The organism is Cellulophaga baltica, assembly GCF_900102165.1.
GTDB classification, from domain to species: Bacteria; Bacteroidota; Bacteroidia; order Flavobacteriales; family Flavobacteriaceae; genus Cellulophaga; species Cellulophaga baltica.
In genome coordinates, this window is the sequence record NZ_FNBD01000002.1 from 186,721 (window position 1) to 210,901 (window position 24,181).

Genomic DNA, 24,181 nt, shown 5'->3' on the forward strand with positions numbered 1-24,181 from the left:
ATTTATTATAATAGTACGGTATTTTATTTAACTAAAAAAAGGAGTAATTGAGCTATGAATTCTCAATTACTCCAGCATAAAAAAACTCAATTATTGATATACTCTTACATAATCAATTTCCATAGTATCTTCAGTAAAAGCTGCATCTATTGTTCCTCCTAGTGTACCTCCCATAGCAATATTCATAATTAAGAACTGACTTTCATCAAAAGGCCATGTTTGATCATCTTTGACCCCAGGATTATACGTGTAAAAAATAACATCGTCTAGTAAGAAAGATATTTCATTTTCAGACCAGTTTACAGAATAAATGTGAAATTCTGATGCGACATTAGTTGCTGTGGTTTCCCCTTTATTTATCGTATTTCCAAAACTAGAAGGCGTATGAATGGCAGATTGTACCACGTTTACATTATTTCCAACATGCTCCATGATATCTATTTCTCCGCTATTAGGCCATCCTACGGTTTCAAAGTTGGATCCTAACATCCACAAGGCTGGCCATGTACCACCAGCCTGCGGCAACTTAGCTCTTATATCTACCCTTCCGTATGTAAAATCAAAAAGTCCTTGAGATTTTAAACGCGCAGAAGTATAATTGCTTCCACTGAAGGTTTCTGCTTTCGCTGTAATTTTTAGAGTACCGTCAGAAACAACAGCATTATCAGTACTATTAGTATAGTACTGAGATTCATTATTACCCCAGCCTCCAGCGCCGATATCATAGGTCCAATTGGCAGCATTAGGTGTTCCATCTACATCAAAATCATCAGACCAAATTAAATTGGTATACGTAACATCTACAGAGGAAGGTTCCTGCACTATACCTTCATCATCAGCAGTTAAAATAAACCACCAGTTAAATTCATTATTACCATCAGCAGTGGTAAGAATCATTTCATTTGCGGTTCTACTAAAAATTCTATAGTTATGGTCTCCTCCTGTGTAATATCCTAAAAAAGCAGTACCTCCTAAACTAAGGGTTTCTACACCATCAGGAGCAGAAAGAGTCCATTGGTTTGAATAATCAGCATAAGAATAGTTTTCAATATCCGATCCGTTGGCCTCTTCATTATGAGCACCAAGTTCATCAACTAAATTAACTCTCCCAAAAATAGTTCCGCTAGTATCCACAGATGGATCATCATTTACGCTATTTGTAATATGGGTAAAACTACCATCGCTATTAAAAATATAACGATCATCATACATACCGGTAGCAGATTTTTCATTTGCTGTTGCACTGTACCATTCTGCAGGAATATTTCCTCCTACAGGCCCAAGTCCAAAATGCCCGCCTGATTCTGCTTTAATTCGCCATGTTCTAGTCCCATCTGCCACCAACATTTGCAACAAATCTTCTGGAGCTGAATACGAGGCAAAAACCTCTAGATCTAATATATAGCTTGTAGACAACCCTGCGGCACCTACTGCAATGACTGCAACTGAATAATTATTTAAACCTGTGGTACTAAAATTATAGGTTTTAGATCCTGAAGGTATCGCCTCTCTATTCCCGTTATATACAAACTGATAAGAGATAGCATCATCTGCTGTAGCTGTTAAATTTACAGTACCACTACCATCCCCATTTGGATTGTCTGCATCTGCACCCACTAACTCAACAGAAACTTGCAAGTTAGATGGCGCTACTATAACATCTAAATCGGGTTCATCTTCTTGACAACCTAACAAGAGTAAGCCAAAAACACCTAATAGAATTATTTTTATATTTTTCATAATAATAGCTTTTTCTTATTAATCTTTTACAAGCTTGAATTGCCAAAAAACACCAGAACCTGTTCCTGTCTCAATCACCACACTCATCGTATTATTATCAATAAATGTAGCATTGTAGACAATTGAACTTGGCGCATCTCCTGGAGCCGCTAATTCGCCTGTATTTGTTCCTTTCGCAAGTGCAATATATGCTCCTATGCCATTTATAGTAATAGTACCTGCAGACTCATCATAAGCATAAGTAGCAGATGTAGTACCATCATGAGGCGCTACTGGAGTTCCGCAAGAATCAGAACCACCTTGCCAGCCTTCAATCCAAGTTTCCGTCCCTAGATTTACAGAATAACTATTATCAGATCCAAAGATATATTCATCATCTATTAAGCAAGCACGATCTATAATACCTTGATCATCCAAAGAAAACCAACTCACATCGCCAATAGCTGGGCCCACTCCGAAAGAACCTGCCTCAGATGCTATTCTCCATGTACCCACAATTGGAGCTTCCACTTTTTTCACTAATTTAAACTGCCAGAAGACACCCTCACTTGTTTCTAAATACACATTCATCGTGTTTTTATCTTCCGCTAGAGAAACATTGTACGTAATAGAATTTGGAGCATCAGCAGGTGTGCTTAATTCTCCGTCATTAGTTCCTTTAGCCAAAGCTATAAATGCTCCAGTTCCTGTTATGGTAATTGTACTAGAGGCATCATCATAACTATAAGATGCTGCACTAGAACCATCATGTGGTGCTACAGGAGCTCCACAAGAATCTGTACCTCCCTGCCAAGCTTCAATCCAGGTTTCTGAACCTAAAATCGTACTAAAGGTACCTCCTGATCCAAAAACATACTCGTCATCAATAAAACATGCTCTATCTTCAATCCCTTGTGCATCTAATGAAAACCAGCTAACATCACCAATAGCAGGGCCTACTCCAAAAGAACCTGCTTCAGAAGCAAGTACCCAAGTACCTATAAAATCTTCTAAAGTAGCAGAAACAGGGTCACTTATACTCACAGTATCTTCATATTCAATAGTGGTGGCACTAGCGCCTTTTGCGACAACTCTAATAGTGTACTCTCCTGCAGCTGCATAAGTATATGTAGCCGCTTCGCCTGCCATAATCGTAGTTGCCTCTTCTTCCAAAGCTTCTCCAAAATAAACATCAAAAACTGTAGCATCATCTGCATTAGGTGTTACGGTAACGTCATAATTATTAACAACAATTATATCTGCTGATAAATTTGACGGTGGTGTAAAAGAAACTGAGATGCTTTTATTAAGTTCACTCGTAAGACCTGAGGCACTCAAAGCGACAATTCTTATGATATAATCTCCTTCTTCATATACATGCGAAGCCGCTTCACCTGGAGCAACATCTGTAGGCGTTTCATCTTCTAAGTCTCCAAAATATACTTGAAAACTTGTTACACCTTCTGCTGTAGGCGTAAGTGTTACCGTACCCGTATCGTCATTAGATATATCAAATACCGCTGCAACATTAGAAGGAGCAGATACATCTTTAAATGCATAGGAAACTTCATCATCCGTACAAGCAGTAATTGCGATTATGCTTAAAAAGCAAATAACTAAATTTTTTATAATCTTCATTTTTACAATTTTTTTTAATTAATATCCTGGATTTTGCTCCCAACGGTTTCCTGACAATTCTATTTCTATAGATGGAATAGGAAATAATTCATGCTTTCCTGATTGAAATCCATCAATTTCTTCAGCCGCTCTTCCTGTTCTTACTAAATCAAAAAAGCGATGCCCCTCCCCTACTAATTCTACTCTTCTCTCTTGGTAGATAGCTGTCGTTAAACTAGAACCTGTTGTGGTCACGTCATCTAAATTTGCTCTTTCTCGTACCCTATTAAGATAAGTAAGCGCACGTGAATCGCTTATGCTTCCTCTATTCAATGCTTCGGCTGCCATTAATAAGACATCCGCAAAACGTATTGCTCTATAATTATTTGGGTTTGTTAGGTTGGCATCACCTGTATTAGAATCTTCGGCAGCATCTAACCTTGGAAGGTATTTTCTGTTAAAAAATCCCGTATGCTCATTACCCGTTCCAAAAGTTGCACCGGTTTCTTCTGCCCATGCATCTATATTTAATATGGCAATATCTCTACGCGTATCACCCGCTTCAAATGCATCGTAGACTTCTTGAGTTGGGATATTAAAACTAAACCCTGATTCAAAACTAGGACCAGCATAATTTCTTATTCCATTAAACCCTACAGCAACATTACCTTCACTACACTGTAAGCACTCAAAGCCAGCTCCTTCTTTATCCGTATACTGTACTTCAAAAACCGATTCTATATTATTTTCATTATCTAATTCAAACATGGTACTATAATCTTCTAAAAGATCATAAGGACCATTATTTATTAAATCTTCTAAAACGCTTGCTGCTTGAGCAAATTTATCCTGATATAGATATGCTTTTCCCAAGAGTGCCTGAGCTGCTCCTTTAGTAATTCTACCTTTTTGTGCTTGGGTATACGGTAAATTGTCTACTGCATATTGTAAATCAATTTCAATTTGTGCATATATCTCAGCAACAGGTGTTCTTCCCACCAAATACTGATCGCCAAATAATAATCGTTGATCTACAGCTAAAGGAACATCTCCGAACCATTTCACTAGCTCAAAATAGTAATAAGCCCTTAAAAAAGTAGCTTCTGCTAAAAGTGCTTCTTTTCCTGTAAAATCAGTTTTATCTTTAAACTCCAAAACATAGTTGGCACGATTAACGCCAGCAAACATCCATCCCCAGATACTTTCTAACTGTACATTTAAAGAAGTGTGCAACATATCATCTATCTGTTGTATTCCAATTACATCTGTAGCACTTTCACCACCTGCCAAAGTATTATCCGAAGCAATTTCTCCTAACAATACATTAAGATATGTAGATTGAAGTAAATCATAAGCCCCCGTTAATGCGGATTGATAATCTTCTTCTGAATTGAAAAAATCTTCTGAGTTTTCATCTTCTGATTCAACATTTACAAAGTCATCACTACAGGATATAGAAAATATCGTAATACTAGCAAACGCAATAACGTGTTTTAAAAAAGTGTTTTTTATCATCATTACATTAAAATTTAAGGTTTAAACCTAATAAGTAGGTACGTGGTACTGGGTAAAATCCTGAATCAAATCCTGAACCTATTGGATCTCCAGAAGATGCTGATGGATCAAATCCTTTATATTTAGAAAAAGTAAAAACATTACTGGCAGATACATACAAACGTAATTTGCTGATTCCAATATCCTTGATACCCTCACTATTTAAAGAATATCCTAATTGCATATTTTGTGCTCTAACAAACGAGCCATCTTCTACATAAAAATCTGAAAACAAAATATTAGAAGTTGCTCCGTTTGTTACTCTTGGATATTCATTGGTGCTTCCTTCTCCTATCCATCTATTTAAAGCATACACAGATTGATTTGTTATTGGATTATTTCTGTCATAATTTCTAACAATATCATTTCCAATGGATGCAAAGATGTACGTCTGAAAATCAAAATTTTTGTAATCAAATGAAACGTTTAATCCCATTGTAAAATCAGGAATCGGATTTCCAAGATTGGTACTGTCATCAAAATCTATGCTGCCATCACCATTTACATCTACGAAGCGAATATCTCCGGGAGCTGCTTCAGAACCAAGACCTATTTGACTTGGATGTGCATCTATTTCTGCTTGATTTTGAAAAATTCCATCGGTCTTAAGTCCATAAAAATACCCTATAGGCAGACCTGCTTCCATACGAGAAACGCCAGATTGACCAATTCCAAAGCTTCCACCTTGTTCATAGCCTATACCATTTTCAACACTTAATACTTCATTTTCTAAATACGTGAAATTATAATTGATTCCGAATCTAAAATTTTCCGAGTACGGTGTTTCATAACCGATAGCAAACTCAAAACCACTGTTACGTACAGAACCTGCATTAGCAACAGGGTTTCCTGCACCAGGCGCAGAGGTTCCTAAAATTCCAGAAGATTCTACAACTAGCAACAAATTATCTGTTTGCTTATTAAAGTAGTCTGCAGTAATATTAATTGTATTATTAAAGAGTTTTGCATCTAATCCAATATCTAAGGTAGTTTGTTCTTCCCATTGTATTTCCGGATTAGAAACTCTACCTACCGCTTGTCCAAATACTAACTCATTATCAAACACATAAGTGCCCTCACCTGATAATAAAGAAACAAAGCCAAATCCAGGTATTCTATCATTACCTAAGACCCCATAAGATGCTCTCAGTTTCACAAAATTAATCACACTGTTCTCCTTGAAAAAATCCTCATCAGATACTACCCAACCTAATGAACCGGAAGGAAAATATCCAAATTTATTATCTGGACCAAATGCTGTTGAACCATCCCGTCTAACTACTGCAGAAAGCAAATATTTTCCTTTATAGTTATACTGCATTCTAGCAAAATAAGAGAGCAACCTAGAATCATATAATCTATTTGAACGCGCTACAAAAGAGTCATTGAATACCGTGGCCGTTTCCAGGCTAGGATCAGATAATGTCGTATTAGTGACACCTTCATAAGTTCCTCCATACTCGTCTGCAGTAGTTTTGAAAATTGAAGTACCTAGTGTAATTTTCAAATCATGAACCTCATTGAAAACCTTATCATAATCTATAAAAGCATCAAAAGTATAATCTCTATAAAACTGATTAGATACTCCGTAGGCAGCATTTGTTCTATCAAATACCGTATTATTGCCAACATTTCCAAAATCTGAAATTGGGAAATAGGCAGAATAATCTACTTCTGAATAGTTCCACTGATAGTTAGATGTTACTTTGAAATTGTTTAAAAAAGAATAATCTAAACCGAATACCCCACTAATTTTATCAATTTTTGTTCTGTTAAAAGTGTTTTGCAACTGCGCTAATGGGTTTATCACCTCAATTGGATGCCCAAGAGCTCTTGTGAAACTTCCATCTGTATCTGCAACACTAAGTATTGGTGAAATATTAAGTGCATTAAACAAAACAGAACCCAAGCCACCCTCGGCAAGGGTCTTTCTTAATGTTCCCGTATAGATTAAGTTGGCTTTAAAATTTAAACCGTCTAACAGTTCCGTATTAAAATTCAATCTTGTATTATACCTCGTAAAATTAGCTTTAGATCCTCCGACAATACCATCTTGCGTAAGAACGGAAGAGCCAAAAGAATACCTAGATTTCTCTGTACCTCCACTAATGGTTAAGTTATGATTGAAAATAGGCGCTTTTTGAAAGACCTCATCTTGCCAATCTGTACCTGTTCCTAATAGTGCTAAATTTGGATATGGAATGGCCTCTCCGTTTGCCGCAGCCGCCTCATTTTTAATAACTCCATATTCCGTAGCATTTAATAAAGGTAACCATCTGGTTGTTTCTTGAAAACCTCCATAAGTATCATAAGAAAATTGTAGCGGGGTTGATTTCTTTCCTGTTTTTGTTGTTATCAAAATAACGCCATTTGCAGCCCTTACTCCGTAAATACCTGCCGTAGCATCTTTCAATACATTGATACTTTCAATATCTCCAGGGTTTACAACACTTAAATCCTCAATAACATTACCATCTACCAAAATTAATGGGTTGTTATTTCCATTTGTAGATACACCCCTAATCCTAATATTAGATGCACTACCCGGAGAACCAGATTGAGAGGTAATATTTACCCCTGCAACTTGCCCTTGTAGCGCTTGCTCTATACGAGTTGGCTTTAATTGCTCAATAGTTTCTGCTCCAATTACTGTTACAGCTCCTGTAATTTCTTTCTTAGTTTGAGTACCATACCCAATAACTACCACCTCATTTAAAGCGCTGACATCTTCGGTTAAAGAAATAGTAATAAAATTAGAATCTTTAATTGCGATTTCTTTGGTAGTATACCCTATGTATGAAACCACAAGTACATCTCCTACTTTTAATTTATCGATAGTAAAATTACCATCAAAATCTGTTGTAGTTCCTCGTGTTTGATTTTTCACAACCACATTTACTCCAGGCAAAACATCATTTATACTCCCATCCTTTACAGTACCATTTACTGTAAAATCTTGAGCCCAAGAGGTTGTGGTTAAAAAAATTGCTGCGAGCAACAAAAATATGTTTTTCATATGTTGAGTTTTAGAATTCCGAATTTATAAAGACATATTTTATCATTATAATAACAGACCACAACAAAAAATATACATATCGTAATTAAAATCCCATAAATAGAGATATAAGCAATGAGAATAAGCCTTGAGCCCTTACCTATCTTAAGATAGTGTTATACTAATGAAGTCTTAAAAACCCCTCTTGTATGGGTAATGTTGTAGTGTAAAAAATACGTGTAGTGTTCCTTAAAGCTTAATGATGTAATCTGTTAAGCCCATTTCGTGTGGTAGCTCCATTTTTTTACGTAATCGGTAGCGTTTTACCTCCACACTTCTTACGGAGATATTTAACAATGGAGCAATTTCTTTGGAAGATAAATTCAATCGAAGATAAGCGCACAACCTTAAATCATTAGGGGTTAAATCTGGATGTGTTGTTTTAATCTTTTTCAAGAATTCTTTGTCCGCATTATTAAATGCATCTTCAAAAAATTTCCAATCATCCTCATTATTTATATTCCTATCAATAGTTTTAATTACGGAATTTACTTGTTGTGGCGTTTTACTCTCTTGCAATTGTGTTTTAATAGCATTTAGAAATTCATTCTTTTTGATAATACTCATTGTAGATATGGCAAGCTCTCTACTTTTATTATCTATTTCTTGATTTAATTTTTCATTTTTAATCTGAATAAGCTTCTTTTCTGCTTTAATTTTCTTTCGCTTGAGCTTCTTCTCATTCTCTTTTAAAAGCTGTTCTTGTTGCTTTCTATAATACCTACGATACAACCTATGTACAAAATACCCTAAAGCAATAAAAACTAGTACGTATATCAAAATTGCTAAATTGGAGACATACCAAGGCCTTAAAATCTCAAAGGTATAACTCGCTATATTTTCACTTAATTCATTACCAACTTTTGCCCTTACTTTAAAGGTATACTCTCCAAAAGGCAGATTTTCAAAAGCAACTTTAGAAGTTTCAGACCAAGAACTCCATACTTCTGATAAGCCTATTAATTGAAATTGATAATTTACCTCTGTGTATTTTTCGAAACTTGGAACACTATACTCAAAGTATACATTATTAAAGGTATACTTAAAAGTATGATCAATACTCTTTAAAGAAACCTTTTGTAACGTAATGGAATCGCTATTCTTATTAGCTACATCTGTTAAACCTATATCAAACTTCTTAATCCTTAATTTATCAAGATTTAGTGTGATGTATCCATTAGAAATCCCAATTAGATAGGTATTTATTCCTATTTTTTTAATGTTCTCAAAACCTAATACCCCCAAACTTCTCCTAAACGAGCTTGGAATTGCTATTTTCTTTACCTCTGGTTGCCCATTAAATTTATTAGCCGCTAAGGCTATAATATTTTTATCCGTAAAAGCCCATAATAAGTCATCACTGACATCTGGAACTATAATACCAATTAAACGTTCTTCAGCTTCAAATAAAAGATTGGTGAGTAGCGAATCTTTTTCTAGGTTTTTGTTTTTCTCATTAAAACGTAACACCCCATTATTTGAAGCATGTAAAATAGTTTTTTCATAAGCAACTAAGCTTGCACCTGTACCTAATACTGGAGCATCAACCACATTAACAACTTTAGAAAAAGAAGGATCTAGGGTTAGCCTAAAGACTCCTTTGAACTCATGATTAACAAGAATATCTTCACTTTGGGTAAATTCAAAAAACCGACTAGAAATATCAAATCCTTCAATTTTATTTCTAAATATCCATTGAGAACCTTCTTTTTTAAGAATACTGAGTCCGTTGTAATTACCCTGTAACAAAAGTGAATCATTGCCTGGAATTTTTTTTATATCCCAAGCTCCAGGAAAGGTTGCTATTTGTGTCGCCTGGTTACCCGCTACAGTAAAAGTTCCTGTATTATGACCACAGAAAAGAATACCATCTATTTCTTTTAAAAACCAAACTTGACCGTTTGTATTCGGCACAATCTTAAAATCATCATTCCCGGATTTCTGTTTATAAAACAATCCTTGATTAGTTCCCAAGTATAGGTGATCTTCATAAATTGCAGCCGTATAAACCACTCCTAATTTCCCGACGGTATCGATATATTCTTTGAAAGGAGCGCTAAAATTCAATACACTAATACCGTTATTTAAACCCAACCAAACATTGCCGTCTAGGTCTTCAAAAATAGAAAGTATCGTATTGTCATTCAATCCTTTTTTCTGATTGATTTTTTCTAATAGTTCTCCAGACTTACTAACATGGTATACTCCATCTGAAATGGTCCCTAAAATAAAGCTACCGTTTTTTAATTGAGCGCTACTATATATATTGAGTTCTTGTAACTCTTTACTAATAGACGTATTCCACTTCTCTACCCCACCGCCCTCTTCTAAAAGAAAAAAACCTTCTTTCTCCGTAAGTACCAAGGTACCAAAAGAAGTATCGAACATGCCAATTATAAAATTAGATTTCAAAATACCATGATCAGATGCTAAAAGTGTTTTCCCTCCTTCAATTTTATAAAGTCCCTTTCCTGATTTTTGAAAATAGACCCCAGATTTGTTTTTAAAAATTCTGGCCCTGGTACTCTCGGAAGCGACCACGCTAAAACTTTCCGTTTTCAAATTATAAATATAGATGCGCTGCAAGGACTGGAAGAGAACATAAGCATCTAAGGTTATGATATTCCAAAACTCCTCATCCTCAATCATGGGTGTCGATAATTTCGGATTCAAAGATTGATAGGTTAAATCTCCAAAATCATCTTTAAACCAAAAACCAAACTCCATGTAACATCCCGTAAAAATACGATCACCAACAACGTTAACTGCACGTATATGAGAGCCATTGGGTGAAGCATACGTTTTCCAAGACGCTCCATTATATGCTAATAACCCATAGTTATTACCTACATAGATATACTTTTCATCTGATTGTGAAATGCTCCAATTTTGATTACCCGCATTGTAAGCTGTAGGAGAAAAATTATGTATGGGAGGTAATTCTTGCGCAAGACTAATTATGGTAAAAAAGAATATAGTGATGCATTGTATATATCTCAAAAGCAATAATTTAAGTCCTAGCCGTCCTGGAAATTAAGGATAATGTTCTAATCAAAAAGAGTCCTTATACAATTTCTGCACTAAGACCCGCTTGTAATAATTTAGTGCACCGAGGCTTAAGATCCTCATAATCACCAGTTTTTACCGTACATTTTCCGTTATGATGCACTATAATCGAACATTGTTCTGCCTGCTCAGGCGTATGATCACAAACCCCTATTAAAGTTTCTATAACATGATCAAAGGTATTTACATCATCATTAAATAAGACAATTTCGTTTTGTCTCTTTGTTTCTTCTTCTAAAAGCAAATCTTCTAAGATCTTTTCCTTCGTACTCATAGATCTATTTTTGCACTAAGATACAAATTCTAATAAGTCGGCTCTAAAAATTATTTAAAAAATAGCCAATAATCATTCACAGAAAGGTATAAGAAAAGGTATTCTAATAATTAGAATACCTTTAAATTGTAATGTATTTACTTAAGAACTAGTTAATTAATAAAGATAGTTTAATGCTGTAATGTCATTGTTATTAAACTCACCATCTTCGTTTGAGCTAAAACATGCCAACATAATAGATGTAGGATCATAAGCCTCTGGAGTTCCTGGTACTGGTATTGCACCTACTCCTGCAGTTCCTTCATTTGTATTTTGTCCACAACTTTGACGACTAAACCAATCTGTATGTCTGAAACCAACAGAATGACCAATCTCGTGTGTTATTACATGCTCAATAACATTTACGTCATAATTACTTAAACCGTAAATCTGAACAAATTTATTAGGATTTCCATTACTAGGAAAACCTGCTGAACCTCCAGCACCTGATTCATTAGGATTTAAATATACCACCATATCTTTATCTTGATAAGATGTACCAAATGTTAATGTAAAACGAATACTTAAATTTAAAGCATTGTAGTTATTAACAGCATATTGCAATGCAGTACGTTCTATACTAGATAGGGCGTTTTGTCCTCCCGTGTACCCGATAATTGTTAAAGTTCTTGGGCTAACTAAATTACTGGTATGGTAATTTTTAGCGCTTTTAATATCAACTTCTGCTAAACTTTTAAATTGCTCTGCAGAAAATAATATATCATTTTCTAATTGAAAACGCTCTTCCATAGAACCGTCAGGAAGCATAAAGTCTACAACACTAACTTCGTCAACATTATAGTAGTTGTTCTTAAAAACACTCACTACCTCATCGGTAACTAATAGCTTTTCTTGATCAACATTCTCTACACTTGCCTCTGGCATTTGAAGATCGTTTTCTTTTTCTTTTTCACATGAGCTAGCCACCACTAAAAGTAGCATAGCAATAATAGTTAAATCGCGTTTTTTCATAATTAAATGTGTTAAATAAGTTTAAAAAATATACAACCATATCTTAAAATAAATACATTACACCGACAATATATGACAAATCAACGATAATTTTACTAAAATTTTAACATTTTCGATAAACGGCAGCAATCCAATTATTTCTATTCAAATTAGAGACAAATTTTAAGTTATGTTCTTCACATTTACTCGTTATTGTCGAAAGGTCTTCGGAATAGAATCCGCTTAGAAATAAGGTGCCACCCACTTCTAAACATTTTGAGTATTCTGGAATATCCCCCAATAAAATATTTCTATTAATATTTGCTATAATAAGATCATACTGCTTCTCTTTTAGAAGATTTACATCACCTTCATATACATTTATATGATTACAGTCGTTACGCTCCACATTTTCTAAGGCATTTAAATAGCACCAATTATCTATATCTATAGCATCAACAGTACGCGCCTCTCTTTTTGCTGCTAGTATAGCTAGAACCCCTGTACCGCTCCCCATATCTAACACACGTTTTCCTTTAAAATCTGTGTTTAATATATGTTGCAACATCATGTGAGTAGTTTCATGGTGCCCTGTACCAAAACTCATTTTTGGTTCAATTACAATATCATATTCTACTACAGGTTTTTCATGAAATGGCGCACGTACTACACAGCGTTCATCTACTTGAATTGGATTAAAGTTTTGTTCCCAAGTGGCATTCCAATTTTCTTGTTCAATTTCTTTAAAATCATAAGTAATTTTAAAATTATCATTTTCCAAAATTGACAAATCATTGAGAATACCCGCTGACCAATCTTCTTTTCTAATGTAAGCCAAAACACCGTCCTCTGTTTCCAAGAAGCTTTCAAAAAGCACTTCGCCTAATTCTGCAATGAGGATATCTGAAGCCGGATCTATCGGTACTACCTTGAAAGTGTATTCTATATAATTATTTTCTTTTTCCATATTTTAATAATATAAAAAGGCATCCTAAAAGAATGCCCTTGTGTTTTACGATCTGTTTATGCTGCTTATTAATTAGATTGCTTTGATAATCGCAACAAAATCATCTGCTACTAAAGCCGCTCCACCAATAAGGCCACCATCTACATCTGGTTTAGAAAAAATCTCTACAGCATTATTTGGCTTAACACTACCGCCATATAAAATAGACACGTTATTTGCTATTGTTGCATCAAACGATTCCGTAATTGTTTTACGAATAAATGCATGCATTTCTTGAGCTTGTTCTGGAGAAGCAGTTTCTCCCGTTCCAATAGCCCACACTGGCTCGTATGCTAAAACAATATTTTTCCAAGTACTCGCTTCTAAAGAAAATAATGCATTTTTAAGCTGACTTGCCACAACATTAAAATGATTATCAGATTTACGGTCTTCTAACTCTTCACCAAAACAAAAAATGATACGCATGTTTTTTGCTAAAGCAGCAACTACTTTCTTTGCTAAAATAGCATCAGTTTCACCAAAATAGGCTCTTCGTTCTGAATGTCCAATAAGAACTGTATCTACACCTACATTCAACAACATATCTGCAGAAATTTCTCCTGTAAATGCGCCGTTTTCTGCATAATGCATATTTTGCGCTATAACTTCAATAGTTGAAGATTCTAAACTACGCACTGCACCAACAAGGTTTACAAAAGTTGGAGCAACCATTACCTCTGCTGTAGTATCTGGTAATTTTGCAGAAAGCTCTGCTAATAATGCTTCTGTTTCCGCACCGTTCTTGTTCATTTTCCAATTCCCTGCAACTATCTTACTTCTCATTTTGTTCTATTTTCAATTATTTAATGACTAATTATATTCTTTTTATCGCACGCTAAGTATTACTCTAATTCTATTGCATCTAAATCGTTATAATGTACTTTCTGTGTGATGGTTCCTTTATTTAAAACAAGTACTCCCGGATTTGAACGTACAATAGTTTTTAAGGTAGTTTGATCTGTAAAGTAAAAATCAAAATTTAACTTATATTCTTTAAGCAATTTGGTGGTATAATCTTCATTAGATGCAGACATTCCAATAACTTTATAACCCGCTTTTACTGCCTTATCAGTAAGCTCCTTTACCTCTTCAAAAGCACTGTAGGAACTCTTATTCAGATCATAAGCAATAACGACAACCAGTTTAGGCTCCTGTAATATATCTGAGGCATGATCTACACCATCTTTTTCTATGGTGAAATCATGAATTGGAGGCTCATACCCGGCCTGTACTTCTGTAGTTTCTACATCTATAAACTCCCCTTCTACCGTTGGATAATCTCCTTGAGTGACAATTACTTTTTCTTCTCCATTTACTTTGAACTTCCAAGCATAATCAAATATAGCTTTTGGAGCGTCCTCTGGAACAGACATGCCTTCTTCTATGTTTGCACCAATTTTATAGGGTCTAAAATCTATCGCTGGTAAATGATTAAGTACATAATAGACGAAAATTACACATGCTGCTAGTGATACCCCTGTAATGATTCTATTGAAACTAGGACTAAAAATAGGCAGCACATAACGTTTCCCTATAAGTATTATCACGATTAAGATTAGCAGAATAACATCTTTCGTAAAGGATTCCCAAGGAGTTAATTTTAAGGCATCTCCAAAACAACCACAATCTGTTACTTTATTAAAATATGCAGAATAAAAGGTTAGAAAAGTAAAACCAATAATCATTGCTAACAAACTGAATATGGTAAATCTTTGCCTAAATCCTATAAGCAATAAAACACCTAGTAAGACCTCTACGATTACCACAAAAATGGCAATCTTTAAGGCATGCGGTTCAAAGAGGGGCATGTTAAGAACTCCAAAGCTAAAATATTCTTCTAGCTTAAATGAAAACCCCACAGGATCATTCAACTTAATAAAACCACTAATTATAAATAATATTCCTACAACTACTCTACTGAAACCAACTAAGTACTTCATGCTACTATTTAGAATTTGATGTTAAGTGTATCATGGCAAATACAGCATAATTCACCATATCTTGGTAATTAGCTTCAATACCTTCACTCACTAAAGTTTTTCCTTTATTGTCTTCAATTTGTTTCACGCGTAATAATTTCTGCAAAATTAAATCTGTTAAGGAGCTAACACGCATTTCTCGCCAAGCTTCTCCATAATCATGATTTTTATTTTCCATCAAGGTTTTTGTTATATTCACATGAGCATCAAATAAAGATACCGCTTCTTCAACACTTAAGTCTGGTTGGTCTGCAATTCCCTTTTCAATTTGGATTAATGCCATTATAGAATAATTGATTATTCCTATAAACTCAGATTGTTCTCCTTCTTCTACCTTTCGCACTTCGTTCTCTTGAAGACTACGGATGCGTTGTGCCTTAATAAAAATCTGATCTGTTAACGATGGCAATCGTAAAATTCGCCATGCACTACCATAATCTTTCATCTTTTTAGAAAATAAAGCGCGACATATTTCTATTACAGCATCGTATTGTTCTGAGGTTTTCTGCATGTATTCTTTCTAATTTGTGTAAATTTCGTTCAAAATTTTTAATTGTTCAAGTATAGTGGTTTAAACTTGCTGTGCTATGGCAATTCTTGACTAATTCTCAATAAAAATGACCATAAATTGTAAGGGAGATCTTATAGATATTACAGATCCAAAAATAATGGGAGTCCTTAACTGTACCCCTGATTCTTTTTATGATGGAGGAAAGTACAAAAATGAAACTGAAATTATCAATCAAGTACAAAAAATGCTGGTTGATGGAGCTACTTTTATCGATATTGGTGCATATAGTTCTAGACCAGGCGCATTACAGGTGAATGAAGAAGAAGAATTGAAAAGAATTATTCCTATTGTGACCTTGGTACTTAAAGAATTTCCCGAATGCAAAATCTCTATAGATACGTTTAGAAGTAAGGTAGCTGAAGCCTGTATCCAAGAAGGAGCTGCCTTAATTAATGATATTTCTGCCGGAAATTTAGATCTTAACATGATGTCGGTGGTGGCAAAACACCAAGTACCTTATATAATGATGCATATGAAGGGTACTCCTCAAGATATGCAACAAAATACCAATTACACCAATCTACTCACAGATATACTGAGCTATTTTTCAGAAAAAATAGCTACCGCACATGATAAAAAAATTAACGATCTAATCATAGATCCTGGCTTTGGCTTTTCTAAAACTATAGCGCAAAATTATGAGTTGATGCAAAAATTAGAATTGCTAAAAAACACAAAAAAACCGCTACTCGTAGGTATTAGTAGAAAATCTATGATTTACAAAATTCTAAAAACAGATGCTAAAAATGCACTAAACGGAACTACTAGTTTAAACACAATTGCCTTATTAAAGGGGGCCAACATCTTACGGGTTCATGACGTAAAAGAAGCCTCGGAATGCATTGCTATAGTACAGCAATTAAAGTATATAAATACCTAGATTTTGTTCATCAATTTTTCCTAATTTTACAAAAACCCTTACACTTGGATTTTTTAAGCTTTCTAGATTTTAAAATAACAGATTTAATAGACATATTGCTTGTCGCTACGCTGTTATACTACATATACAAATTGGTTCGCGGCACTGTGGCGATCAATATTTTTATTGGTATTGTTTTAGTCTGGGGTTTCTGGAAACTTACAGAGCTCTTAGAAATGAAAATGATTTCTAGTGTAATTGGCGGATTTATGCAAGTGGGTTTAATTGCATTGATTATTGTTTTTCAGCAAGAAATAAGAAAGTTTTTACTGATGATTGGTTCTACCAATTTTGCCAATAAACGTAATTTCATCAAGCACTTTAAATTTTTAAAACAAGAAGTTACCAGTATAGGTACCGATGTAGATTCTTTAATAAGTGCTTGCGATAAAATGAGTTCCTCTAAAACTGGCGCTATTATCATCATCAAAAGAAGTAATTCTTTAGATTTCGTAAAATCTAGTGGGGATAAAATGCAGATTGAAATTACCCAACCTATTATTGAAAGCATCTTTTACAAAAACAGCCCATTGCATGATGGTGCTGCCGTAATTGAAGGTAATTATATTGTTGCCACACGAGTAATACTACCTGTTTCTAACGAACGTAATATTCCATTACGCTTTGGACTAAGACACCGAGCTGCTGTTGGTATTACTGAAAAAACAGACTCCCTTGCTATTGTTGTTAGTGAAGAAACCGGCATGATCACTTATATTAAAAATGGGGAATTTGTTCTTTACAACGACCTGACTGAGCTCTCTAGCATGATCAAAGAAGATCTGATGTAGGGCTTAAAAAAAACACAAACCAATCAACCAACCACTATGGAATGCAAAAACTGCACCCTTACTTTAGAAGAAAATCATAATTTTTGCGCTGATTGTGGCGCGAAAGTGATTAGAAATAGATTGACTATAAAAAATTTATTTGGTGATTTTGCTCAACGCTATTTAAATATTGACAACACCTTTATTCGCACTTTTGGCAAGCTATTCATAGCCCCTGATGTCGTCATTGTAGGTTATATCAATGGAGTCAGAAAAAGATATATGAATCCCATCTCTTATTTCACCATAGCCGTTTTTCTTGGAGGTATTTTCTTTTTTCTTGTTCAAAAATTCTTTCCTACAGCCATGGATTTTCAATTTACACAAATGGCTACTGATAACGCTGACGAATCTCAGAAACTTGGAATGGAATTTGGAAAAAAGTTTCAGGACATTTCAATTGAATATCAAAGCATTTTCTACATGGCAATGCTCCCTTTTCTTTCCTTGATTTCAAGAGTAGTTTTCTATAACAAAAAGCAGTTTAATCTTAGTGAGCATTTTGTAATAAACATATACGCTTATTCTCAAATGTCTATTTTAGTCAACATTTTATATATAATGAGCATATGGAATAGCCAATGGATATACTATGTATCTATGAGCAATGCCATTACCTTAGTTTTGTATTTTTCTTATGTATATAAAAAGACATTCCAATTATCATTTAAACAAATACTTTTAAAGCTTTTATTGTTCCTAGTAATTTTCGGAATACTATTTATAGGGATAATTATTTGTGCAGCTATTTACTTAGCACTCTTTACAGATACTTTCAAAAACCTTAAAAATGCACAGGCAATGCTGTACTAAACCGCTTCTTCTATTGAAAATTGTGCCTCGTAAAGATTGTTGTAATATCCTCCTTTTTTAAGAAGTTCTTTGTGCGAACCTATTTCAACAATTTTACCAGCATCCATAACAATAATTTTGTCTGCTTTTTTAATCGTTGCTAATCTGTGCGCTATAATGATTGAAGTTCTCCCTTCCGTAATTTTGTCTGTGGCTTTTTGTATCAATTGCTCAGAATAGGTGTCTACAGAAGACGTTGCTTCATCTAAGACAAGAATACTAGGATTGCTTACATATGCCCTTAAAAATGCTATGAGCTGTCTTTGCCCGCTAGATAGCATCGTTCCACGCTCTTTTACATTGTAATTGTATCCTTCTGGTAAACTTGCTATAAATTCATGCACCCCAATCTCTCTAGCAGCAGCCTCTATCTGCGCAGTTGTTATGGCTGTATTTTTAAGCGAAATATTATTGGCAATAGTATCTGCAAAGAGAAAAACATCTTGTAATACTACCGCTATTTTAGAGCGAAGTGATGCTAGTTTAAAATCTTTAATAGAAACACCATCAATAGCTATTTCTCCTGAGTTGATCTCGTAAAACCTATTTAATAGATTGATAATTGTAGATTTTCCAGCACCTGTAGCACCTACAATGGCTACGGTTTCTCCTGCTTTTACGCTAAAAGATATGCCATGCAATACTTCTTCATCTTCCAAATACCCAAACCGAACATCTTTAAAATCAATTGCCCCTTTGATATCTGTTTGCTCAATAGTGCCCGAATCTTCAATTTGACTTTCCGTATCTAAAATTTTAAAAACTCTATTAGCCGCTACCATACCCATTTGCAAAGTATTAAACTTATCTGCAATTTGACGCAGAGGCCTAAACAACATATCTGATAGCAGAATAAAAGCAAAAATAGCCCCGTACTCACTAGGCCCCACATTAGCGATATTCAACAATCCGCCGTACCAAACAATTAAACCAATTGCTATGGAAGATACAATCTCTGCAATAGGAAAGAAAATAGAATTATACCACACTGTTTTTAACCATGCATTTTGATGCTTTTCATTAATCTCTCTAAACTTCTCTTTTTCAATTTCTTCACGATTAAACAGCTGTACTATTTTCATTCCTGTTATACGTTCTTGAACAAAAGAATTTAAATTAGAAACCTCTGCCCTAACTTCCGTAAATGCAATCTTCATTGCTTTTTGAAACATTCGTGTAGCATAAGCGATAATAGGCATTAAAGCAAAAACTATTAAAGCCAGTTTCCAGCTCTGATACAACATAACCCCTGCTACCACAATCATTTTAAGCAAATCTGCTACGATCACAAAAAAACCTTGACTAAAGATTTCTCCTATTCGCTGCATATCTGCAACAGCTCTAGTAACCAAAACACCAATAGAAGAGTTATCAAAATATTTCATCTTAAAGCCTAGCATACGCTTAAACAAATCTATTCTTACATCTTTAATAACAGATTCTCCTAACCAATTGGCATAGTAGTTAAAACCTAACTGACTTACCACTTGCCCAATAAGCACCGCTAACATGGCCATGGTCATATACAATAATTTCTGACTGTTCTTTTCTGTAATAGCCTCATCCACGATATTACCAACAATGATTGCTGTCATTACGGCAAAACCTGAAAGTAATATAGCCGCTATTGCCACCCCGTAGAAAGTAACACGATAGGGCTTTGTATAGTTTACTAATCTTTTAAATAAGACAAAATCAAATGCTTTTCCTGATTTATTATCCATGGATTTTTACAATGTTTTCTGGGTATAAAACTGAGGTCAAATATAAGCCTTTTGCGGGCGCTGAAGCCCCTGCATTACTCCTATCTTTACTTTTTAATATAGCTTTAACATTGGAGATATTTATCTTTCCTAATCCAACATCAAGCAAGGTGCCCACAACAGCACGCACCATATTTCTCAAAAACCGATCTGCGGTAATAGTAAAAATTAGAACTCCACCATCAAGTCGCCATGCTGCATGGGTAATATCACAATTAAAGGTATTTACCTCTGTATTGCTTTTAGAAAAACACTCAAAATCTGTATGCTCTAATAAAAGTAAGGCGGCTTCATTCATTTTTTTTACGTCTAAAGGATACTTAATAAAGTGTGCATGATGTATTAAAAATGGATTTTTATCTTGAACAATCCAATATTCATACGTCCTAGAGACTGCATTAAATCTGGCATGCGCTTCTTCTGGCACTAAAAAAACATCTTGTACAGCTATATCTTTAGGCAAAAAACTATTCAATCGAAATACAAAGTTGTCTTTCTGAGGTATTTCTCCAAAATCAAAATGCGCATACAATTCTTTTGCATGCACTCCCGCATCTGTTCTACCCGCTCCCATTAAAATAATTTCTTGTGATAATAGTTTTGACAAAGCATCTTCTAATACCCCTTGTACTGTAATGGCATTAGGTTGCTTTTGCCACCCATGATACTGTTTGCCAAAGTAGGAAAAACGAATAAAATACCTCAATGAAATATGCTATTTTTGTGAATCACAAAGGTACTAAAGAAATACGATATTACTTCTTCACCCCTTTACAGGTATCACAACTACAGAAGCGCACTTGCATGCTTTTTAATTTATTAAGAAACTTAACGAATGACCCGAATACTTTTACTTTCAGACACACATAGCCACATAGACGACACGATACTTAAGTATGCAAAAAAAGCAGATGAGATTTGGCATGCTGGTGATATTGGCACCTTAGAGGTTACTGACAAACTAAAAAAAATAAAACCAACTAGAGTGGTCTATGGGAATATTGATGATCATTTAGCGCAAATGGAGTTTCCACTAGACAATAGGTTTATGTGTGAAGAGGTAGACGTTTGGATGACGCATATTGGCGGTTACCCAAACAAATACAACCCTAGAATACGAGAAGAAATTAAAAATAATCCTCCAAAACTATTTATTAGTGGCCATTCTCATATTTTAAAAGTAATGTGGGATAAGAAACTAAATCTTTTACATATGAATCCTGGCGCATGTGGCACCCATGGTTTTCATCAAGTACGGACCATGTTACAATTTGTAATAGATGGTAAAGAGATTAAAGATTTAGAAATTATTGAATTAGGAAAAAGAGGCTAATAGCTACTAAAATACTTTCTAACGACTATTACAGTAAATGAACACATATGTTTAGTATTACTCCTAGTTACAAACTCTAAGTAGTTTACCATAGAAAGCGTGAAATATGTACGAACCAAATCAGCACATTTACCTATAGCACTAGGGACAGAAACTGCTAGAAGCAAACATCGACACCCATAATTTTAAAGCATAAAAAACCCGGGCACTACCCCGGGTTCACGCACTAATACTACTAAGATGTTAGGTTTAACGTAAGCGATCAACAGATTTTACAAGATCCTCATCCTTCCTAATTGCCTTGTTGGCCAAGACTAAAAAAACGATAGAAAAAATAGGAATCAGCATCCCAATACCCTTCTCAGAAACCGAAATCTCTCCAGATAAGTTTAGCGATCGATAAACGAAAAATCCTAGTAAAAAAAGGTTCAATATCATATTCAATCTGTTTACCACAAATTGGTTTTGTCTTTTTTTGTATAACACTATAGCTATTAAGGCCAATATTGCAGAAACGAAGAAAGCGCCAGAGATAAGAATATCATCTTTAGCAAAAATTTCTTTTCCTTTAACATCTGACCATAGGTTTACCCAGAACGGTAAAGCTGCCGTTAAAAGTATTACTATAAGTAAATATAATGTTTGGATTCTTTGAATCATTCTCTAAATTATAATTTAAGACTGCAAAATAAGCGTCTTTTTAAGAAATATCAATGAAATATTGAAAATAATTTGTAATATTGTCTCACAGTACCATAACACTCACCAATATTTAGGACATCGTTCCGTTAATTTTCAAGATTACAATACACTTCATTTTCATAGAGACGTATAATTTATTCAATTATTAATGTTTGAAATTTCAGATTTAAAATCAAAAAAGCTTCCTGAGCTTCAGGAAATAGCCAATGGTTTAAATGTACCAAAGTACAAAACCTTAAAAAAACTAGACTTAGTTTATCAAATTTTAGACGTGCAAGCTGCCAACCCTAAAGTTGTACAAGCTGCAATAAGTAGTACTACTCCCGAAGTAGCAGAAAAACCTAAGCCAGCAAAGGCTCCTAGACCTAAAAAACCTAGAATCACGGCTAAAACTGATAAAAAGGAAGAACCTGTTGTTGAAAAACCAACAGACAGCGCTCCGAAAAAACCAGCAAGACCTAACAAGCCTAATCCAAGGCCTGTTGCGGCAAAAGATGCACCTGCTAAAACAGAAGCTACTTCTAGTAAAGAGAGTACTCCAAAAGAAGCAAGAGTTCCGCATCCAAAAAATACGAAGGCTCCTGTTGCTAGTCAGAAAAAAGAGTTTCAAAAAAAGACGCCTGTTCACAACAACCAGAACAATAACAATAGTAATCCAAATCAAAACAAACCTAATCCTAGACCAAAACAGGAGAAGAATAATAATTTTGACAAGGATTTAAAGAACAGGTATAAGGAACCAGAATACGAATTTGATAGTATTATTGCTAGTGAAGGTGTTCTCGACATTATGCAAGACGGCTACGGCTTCTTACGTTCTTCAGATTACAACTACTTATCATCACCAGATGATATTTATGTATCACAATCACAAATACGTTTATTTGGATTAAAAACCGGAGATACCGTTTTAGGAAATGTCCGCCCTCCAAAAGAAGGTGAAAAGTATTTTCCTTTAATAAAAGTGAATAAGATAAATGGTATCGACCCACAAGTTGTACGTGATCGTGTCGCTTTTGAGCATTTAACACCCTTATTCCCTCAAGAAAAATTTAATTTATCAGAAAGACAAGGTACCATATCTACACGTATTATTGATTTATTCTCTCCAATTGGAAAAGGACAAAGAGGTATGATCGTATCGCAACCTAAATCTGGTAAAACAATGTTGCTTAAAGATATCGCAAATGGTATTGCAGCAAACCATCCAGAAGTATATCAAATTATATTATTAATTGATGAACGTCCTGAAGAAGTTACAGACATGCAACGTAACGTTCGCGGAGAAGTTGTTGCTTCTACTTTTGACAAAGAACCTACAGAACACGTTAGAGTTGCCAATATCGTCTTAGAAAAAGCAAAAAGACTAGTAGAATGTGGTCATGATGTTGTGATCTTATTAGATTCTATAACGCGTTTAGCGCGTGCCTACAATACGGTACAACCGCCTTCTGGAAAAGTATTAAGTGGTGGTGTAGATGCCAATGCTTTACATAAACCAAAACGTTTCTTTGGAGCTGCTCGTAATATAGAAGGTGGCGGATCGCTATCTATTATTGCAACTGCTTTAACGGAAACAGGTTCTAAAATGGACGAGGTTATTTTTGAAGAATTCAAAGGTACCGGTAACATGGAACTACAATTAGATCGTAAGATTGCTAATCGTAGAATATTCCCTGCTATAGATCTTACTTCTTCTAGTACACGTAGAGATGATTTATTATTAGATGAAGCTACGATACAACGTATGTGGATTATGCGCAAGTATTTAGCCGACATGAACCCAATAGAAGCCATGGAGTTTATTGAGCAACGCATTAAACAAACAAAAAACAATGAAGAGTTTTTAATGACGATGAGTCAATAAAATTAACTCTAATTTCAAATACAAAAAAGCCCAATGAAAATTTCATTGGGCTTTTTTAATGGCCTTAAAACTGGTTCTTCATTA

Annotated in this window: 19 protein-coding genes; 5 read left to right on the forward strand and 14 right to left on the reverse strand. The window is 34.6% G+C overall.

The window, feature by feature from the left end; genetic code table 11:
• Positions 1 to 90: 90 nt before the first annotated feature.
• From BLQ19_RS03870 to BLQ19_RS03920, 11 genes are all read right to left on the reverse strand, one after another.
• Positions 91 to 1,740, reverse strand: a complete 1,650-nt coding sequence (locus BLQ19_RS03870; RefSeq protein ID WP_074537460.1) for a glycoside hydrolase family 16 protein — start codon at positions 1,738 to 1,740, stop codon at positions 91 to 93.
• 18 nt (positions 1,741 to 1,758) lie between these two features.
• Entirely contained in the window at positions 1,759 to 3,357 is a 1,599-nt protein-coding gene (locus BLQ19_RS03875) for a hypothetical protein (RefSeq protein ID WP_074537461.1), read from the reverse strand.
• A gap of 18 nt (positions 3,358 to 3,375) precedes the next feature.
• Entirely contained in the window at positions 3,376 to 4,854 is a 1,479-nt protein-coding gene (locus BLQ19_RS03880; protein WP_074537462.1) for a RagB/SusD family nutrient uptake outer membrane protein, read from the reverse strand.
• 4 nt (positions 4,855 to 4,858) lie between these two features.
• On the reverse strand, positions 4,859 to 7,906 hold the full coding sequence (locus BLQ19_RS03885) for a SusC/RagA family TonB-linked outer membrane protein (RefSeq protein WP_074537463.1): 3,048 nt from the start codon (positions 7,904 to 7,906) through the stop codon (positions 4,859 to 4,861).
• Positions 7,907 to 8,134: 228 nt separating this feature from the next.
• The gene (locus BLQ19_RS03890; protein WP_074537464.1) at positions 8,135 to 10,945 is read right to left on the reverse strand and encodes a helix-turn-helix and ligand-binding sensor domain-containing protein; all 2,811 of its coding nucleotides are present in this window, start codon (positions 10,943 to 10,945) and stop codon (positions 8,135 to 8,137) included.
• A gap of 64 nt (positions 10,946 to 11,009) precedes the next feature.
• Positions 11,010 to 11,285 (reverse strand): ATP-dependent Clp protease adaptor ClpS, encoded by a 276-nt coding sequence (locus BLQ19_RS03895; RefSeq protein ID WP_024479510.1) that lies wholly within the window; start codon positions 11,283 to 11,285, stop codon positions 11,010 to 11,012.
• Positions 11,286 to 11,441: 156 nt separating this feature from the next.
• Positions 11,442 to 12,296 (reverse strand): M57 family metalloprotease, encoded by an 855-nt coding sequence (locus BLQ19_RS03900; protein ID WP_025614129.1) that lies wholly within the window; start codon positions 12,294 to 12,296, stop codon positions 11,442 to 11,444.
• 103 nt (positions 12,297 to 12,399) lie between these two features.
• Positions 12,400 to 13,242, reverse strand: a complete 843-nt coding sequence (gene prmA / locus BLQ19_RS03905) for a 50S ribosomal protein L11 methyltransferase (RefSeq protein ID WP_074537465.1) — start codon at positions 13,240 to 13,242, stop codon at positions 12,400 to 12,402.
• Positions 13,243 to 13,314: 72 nt separating this feature from the next.
• Positions 13,315 to 14,064 (reverse strand): triose-phosphate isomerase, encoded by a 750-nt coding sequence (gene tpiA, locus BLQ19_RS03910; RefSeq protein WP_074537466.1) that lies wholly within the window; start codon positions 14,062 to 14,064, stop codon positions 13,315 to 13,317.
• A gap of 59 nt (positions 14,065 to 14,123) precedes the next feature.
• Entirely contained in the window at positions 14,124 to 15,221 is a 1,098-nt protein-coding gene (locus tag BLQ19_RS03915) for a BT_3928 family protein (protein WP_074537467.1), read from the reverse strand.
• 4 nt (positions 15,222 to 15,225) lie between these two features.
• A complete protein-coding gene (locus BLQ19_RS03920; protein ID WP_074537468.1) occupies positions 15,226 to 15,771 on the reverse strand; it encodes a DUF1599 domain-containing protein in 546 nt (181 codons plus the stop codon).
• 106 nt (positions 15,772 to 15,877) lie between these two features.
• On the opposite strand from BLQ19_RS03920, the gene folP reads away from it, so the two are divergent.
• The 3 genes from folP to BLQ19_RS03935 are packed head-to-tail and all read left to right on the forward strand — an operon-like array spanning position 15,878 to position 18,393.
• Positions 15,878 to 16,711, forward strand: coding sequence for a dihydropteroate synthase (gene folP, locus BLQ19_RS03925; protein ID WP_024479504.1), 834 nt, complete (start codon positions 15,878 to 15,880; stop codon positions 16,709 to 16,711).
• 44 nt (positions 16,712 to 16,755) lie between these two features.
• Positions 16,756 to 17,541 (forward strand): diadenylate cyclase, encoded by a 786-nt coding sequence (locus BLQ19_RS03930; protein ID WP_024479503.1) that lies wholly within the window; start codon positions 16,756 to 16,758, stop codon positions 17,539 to 17,541.
• Positions 17,542 to 17,577: 36 nt separating this feature from the next.
• Entirely contained in the window at positions 17,578 to 18,393 is an 816-nt protein-coding gene (locus BLQ19_RS03935) for a DUF3667 domain-containing protein (protein WP_074537469.1), read from the forward strand.
• Here the strand turns inward: BLQ19_RS03935 and BLQ19_RS03940 are convergent.
• On the reverse strand, positions 18,390 to 20,156 hold the full coding sequence (locus tag BLQ19_RS03940) for an ABC transporter ATP-binding protein (RefSeq protein WP_024479501.1): 1,767 nt from the start codon (positions 20,154 to 20,156) through the stop codon (positions 18,390 to 18,392). The genes BLQ19_RS03935 and BLQ19_RS03940 overlap by 4 nt on opposite strands.
• The gene (gene truA, locus BLQ19_RS03945) at positions 20,149 to 20,901 is read right to left on the reverse strand and encodes a tRNA pseudouridine(38-40) synthase TruA (RefSeq protein WP_025614124.1); all 753 of its coding nucleotides are present in this window, start codon (positions 20,899 to 20,901) and stop codon (positions 20,149 to 20,151) included. The genes BLQ19_RS03940 and truA overlap by 8 nt, the downstream gene beginning before the upstream one ends.
• Before the next feature lie 129 nt (positions 20,902 to 21,030).
• On the opposite strand from truA, the gene BLQ19_RS03950 reads away from it, so the two are divergent.
• Positions 21,031 to 21,528 carry a metallophosphoesterase family protein gene (locus BLQ19_RS03950; protein ID WP_025614123.1) on the forward strand — a complete coding sequence of 166 codons (498 nt, stop codon included), beginning with the start codon at positions 21,031 to 21,033 and terminating at the stop codon, positions 21,526 to 21,528.
• A 249-nt stretch (positions 21,529 to 21,777) separates the two neighbouring features.
• Here the strand turns inward: BLQ19_RS03950 and BLQ19_RS03955 are convergent, their stop codons facing one another.
• Positions 21,778 to 22,188, reverse strand: a complete 411-nt coding sequence (locus tag BLQ19_RS03955) for a DUF4293 domain-containing protein (RefSeq protein WP_024479498.1) — start codon at positions 22,186 to 22,188, stop codon at positions 21,778 to 21,780.
• A gap of 190 nt (positions 22,189 to 22,378) precedes the next feature.
• On the opposite strand from BLQ19_RS03955, the gene rho reads away from it, so the two are divergent.
• A complete protein-coding gene (gene rho, locus BLQ19_RS03960) occupies positions 22,379 to 24,097 on the forward strand; it encodes a transcription termination factor Rho (RefSeq protein ID WP_034667481.1) in 1,719 nt (572 codons plus the stop codon).
• The last annotated feature ends 84 nt before the right edge of the window (positions 24,098 to 24,181 follow it).

What these genes read in the sequence shown, in the direction of transcription:
- tpiA (WP_074537466.1), bottom strand. Translation starts at nt 14,064, where the DNA reads ATGAGAAGTAAGATAGTTGCAGGGAATTGGAAAATGAACAAGAACGGT.
- rho (WP_034667481.1), top strand. Translation starts at nt 22,379, where the DNA reads ATGTTTGAAATTTCAGATTTAAAATCAAAAAAGCTTCCTGAGCTTCAG.
- BLQ19_RS03940 (WP_024479501.1), bottom strand. Translation starts at nt 20,156, where the DNA reads ATGGATAATAAATCAGGAAAAGCATTTGATTTTGTCTTATTTAAAAGA.
- BLQ19_RS03880 (WP_074537462.1), bottom strand. Translation starts at nt 4,854, where the DNA reads ATGATGATAAAAAACACTTTTTTAAAACACGTTATTGCGTTTGCTAGT.
- BLQ19_RS03885 (WP_074537463.1), bottom strand. Translation starts at nt 7,906, where the DNA reads ATGAAAAACATATTTTTGTTGCTCGCAGCAATTTTTTTAACCACAACC.
- BLQ19_RS03955 (WP_024479498.1), bottom strand. Translation starts at nt 22,188, where the DNA reads ATGATTCAAAGAATCCAAACATTATATTTACTTATAGTAATACTTTTA.
- BLQ19_RS03900 (WP_025614129.1), bottom strand. Translation starts at nt 12,296, where the DNA reads ATGAAAAAACGCGATTTAACTATTATTGCTATGCTACTTTTAGTGGTG.
- BLQ19_RS03935 (WP_074537469.1), top strand. Translation starts at nt 17,578, where the DNA reads ATGGAATGCAAAAACTGCACCCTTACTTTAGAAGAAAATCATAATTTT.
- BLQ19_RS03870 (WP_074537460.1), bottom strand. Translation starts at nt 1,740, where the DNA reads ATGAAAAATATAAAAATAATTCTATTAGGTGTTTTTGGCTTACTCTTG.
- BLQ19_RS03915 (WP_074537467.1), bottom strand. Translation starts at nt 15,221, where the DNA reads ATGAAGTACTTAGTTGGTTTCAGTAGAGTAGTTGTAGGAATATTATTT.
- folP (WP_024479504.1), top strand. Translation starts at nt 15,878, where the DNA reads ATGACCATAAATTGTAAGGGAGATCTTATAGATATTACAGATCCAAAA.
- BLQ19_RS03875 (WP_074537461.1), bottom strand. Translation starts at nt 3,357, where the DNA reads ATGAAGATTATAAAAAATTTAGTTATTTGCTTTTTAAGCATAATCGCA.
- prmA (WP_074537465.1), bottom strand. Translation starts at nt 13,242, where the DNA reads ATGGAAAAAGAAAATAATTATATAGAATACACTTTCAAGGTAGTACCG.
- BLQ19_RS03895 (WP_024479510.1), bottom strand. Translation starts at nt 11,285, where the DNA reads ATGAGTACGAAGGAAAAGATCTTAGAAGATTTGCTTTTAGAAGAAGAA.
- BLQ19_RS03920 (WP_074537468.1), bottom strand. Translation starts at nt 15,771, where the DNA reads ATGCAGAAAACCTCAGAACAATACGATGCTGTAATAGAAATATGTCGC.
- BLQ19_RS03950 (WP_025614123.1), top strand. Translation starts at nt 21,031, where the DNA reads ATGACCCGAATACTTTTACTTTCAGACACACATAGCCACATAGACGAC.